Origin of the sequence: Paenibacillus agaridevorans (genome assembly GCF_003112455.1) — a bacterium.
Classification (GTDB): Bacteria; Bacillota; Bacilli; order Paenibacillales; family Paenibacillaceae; genus Pristimantibacillus; species Pristimantibacillus agaridevorans.
The window spans coordinates 1-2,306 of the sequence record NZ_BDQX01000376.1 but is presented as its reverse complement, the minus strand read 5'-3'; the positions used below and the strand labels follow the sequence as shown (position 1 = coordinate 2,306).

The 2,306-nt window shown below is 41.7% G+C and carries 2 protein-coding genes and 1 pseudogene; 1 reads left to right on the top strand and 2 read right to left on the bottom strand.

Annotated elements, in window-relative coordinates:
- Nucleotides 1–539: 539 nt before the first annotated feature.
- On the bottom strand, nucleotides 540–992 hold the full coding sequence (locus PAT3040_RS28785; RefSeq protein WP_108995387.1) for a hypothetical protein: 453 nt from the start codon (nucleotides 990–992) through the stop codon (nucleotides 540–542).
- Between the two features lie 64 nt (nucleotides 993–1,056).
- Entirely contained in the window at nucleotides 1,057–1,692 is a 636-nt protein-coding gene (locus PAT3040_RS28780) for a hypothetical protein (protein WP_108995386.1), read from the bottom strand.
- Nucleotides 1,693–2,081: 389 nt separating this feature from the next.
- Here PAT3040_RS28780 and PAT3040_RS39105 point away from each other — a divergent pair.
- A pseudogene (locus PAT3040_RS39105) lies at nucleotides 2,082–2,306 on the top strand (hypothetical protein); the annotation flags it as partial.

Below are 2,306 nucleotides of genomic sequence, written 5' to 3'. Positions count from 1 at the left end.
ATGATCAATTCACCGAAAACCATCCCAGCTTCGAGCGCTCCGAGGACAATTGGGCCGTCGTGGTCAGCAACCTTAAGAGTTATGCCGAGACGGGCAAGACGTTAAACTTTGGCTGGTAGGTAAGGGTGCCTAATCATCTCCCATTCGACGCGGAACGAGACATACCACGGAGATACGATGTATTTAAAAAATCCCGATTACGACCGTTCTCTCTGAATTTGCAGGGAACGGAATAATTCTTTAACGCTACTGTGAGAACGTCACTAGACTCAAGAACAAGCTTGCTTAGAGCCAATCGAATTTCTGGAAATCAAGGCAGAAAGCAAAGTCTACGAAGACGTCATCGTGCGTGTGTGTTCGCAGTAGAAGAAAATGAAACATAAACTGCAGATGATTCAAACCAAAGACTCGCCAATTATCTTGAAATTACCGGACATTTGCCTTTTCGAACCCGAATAATTGTTCATACACGGCATTTCAGTCGTGCCAAATAAGATGGGGACATTTAGATATTGTTTGAGTATATGCTCATTCCTTTTTTATTCTATTTTAATTATTCTGTTGTCCTGCACTGTAAAAAATATAGTCTTTAAATTTGCTCTTTTATTTCCATTTATACTTGGCGTCTCGGCACTAATATCGATTTGATAAACACCGTCAATTAGATCATCCAACACAATCGTTTCTTCATATTCTCTTTGCGTTGTTAAAAAACCTTTGAAAAATGTATCGGATTGAATCATTTTAGGTAAATCTTTAATCTCGCGAGAGAATAATTTATACGAACTCGTAATTTCGCGATTTTCTTCCCGCTTTAAAGAAATTATGATGTTTAACTTAATGCTTTGATCGGTAATGGTGTCCGAAGGGAAACTTGCATCGATCATTATGGTATCTTCAATGGGTTCATTGGTCGGAGTTGAATCCTGATTTTGACTGCAGCCTGCAACTACCATAAGGAGAAATAGAAATCCAAAGTATTTTAATCTCATCAAAATGCGTCTCCTTTCACTGATAAGCCGCTATATAATGGAGATCATATAGCGGCTAATTGTATTAGGAATAAATTATTGAGTTTTGTTTAATGCAATCTTTTGCGTTCGTACTGTATCCGAGGGCTTTCCATTTCGTCCAATATTCGCTGAACGTATTCACTTTCGAGTCATACATGGCACGATAGATCGAACTGAATGCAAAGGTATACTTGTCGTCTCCCTCATTCGCAGCATCATACATGTCCCAAAGTGCGCCTGCCACTCGTCCCTCCACGCTATCACCGCTTGCAAACGAAGAAGTATTTTCAAGGTTAACGGTACTACCGCCAGTATACTCGAAAATAGGGCTGAAGTTGACATAAAGAGAGAGAAAATTAGCCCATCCTTCTACCCATGCACAGCCTTGACTTGAAGCCGAATCCATATAATGAGGGCTGCAACTTGGTGTTGATGGCATGCTTCCATAAATATTGTACATATAATTATGAGCTATTTCATGGACTGTAATGGATTTCGAGGCAGGACTATTTTGATTTAAATAGATTTTTCCGCCGTGCGTATAGTAAGAACTGCTAGTATTTGTAGGATACCAAACAATAGTAATGATACCGCCATTCACGTAACTTCCAATTGTTTCTTTTGTTCGGACAATATCCTCAAAACTCCAAAAAGCCTTCTGCGAGTCCGTACCGCTCAACACATACCACGTACCGATACTTCCTCCCGTGGAAAGATCGCTATACTGCGTTTAGGTATAATAAAGACCACCGCTTTGATTTTGAACCTCGCCATAAGAGGAATTTTTAGTGTAAACGCGTACTTCCCATAGGTTGTGTTGCGAAGGTGCATTATAGGACACAGACCAGTTCCCCGCTGAATCCGTATAGGTAGTTGCGGCTGTTCTCCAAATGTAAAACTGATCCCTATAAACGACTTCAACAAGAGCATATCTTACATTCGTGGTTCCTCCATCACGCGTACTCCTGGACCATTTTCCGGATAAGTTCACTGCAGCTACGGCTGATACGCTATCCATTTGTATTTGTTCTACTTCACCGGGAAATGCTTGGCTTTGTCCATAATCCTTTGAGTACGGTTCGGATAAGATCGGCGTTCTCTCTCCATCTGCACGTTCCGCAGGGAGATAAGAAGGTAAATCAATATCCCATCATAGTTAGGGACTATAACCATGCCGAGTTGACCTCCCGCATTACCTATACGCTGGATGCGGTAGGGGAGACGACGAAGCTGACGCTGGTCAATGATCAATTCACCGAAAACCATCCCAGCTTCGAGCGCTCCGAGGACAAT

What these genes read in the sequence shown, in the direction of transcription:
- PAT3040_RS28785 (WP_108995387.1), bottom strand. Translation starts at nt 992, where the DNA reads ATGAGATTAAAATACTTTGGATTTCTATTTCTCCTTATGGTAGTTGCA.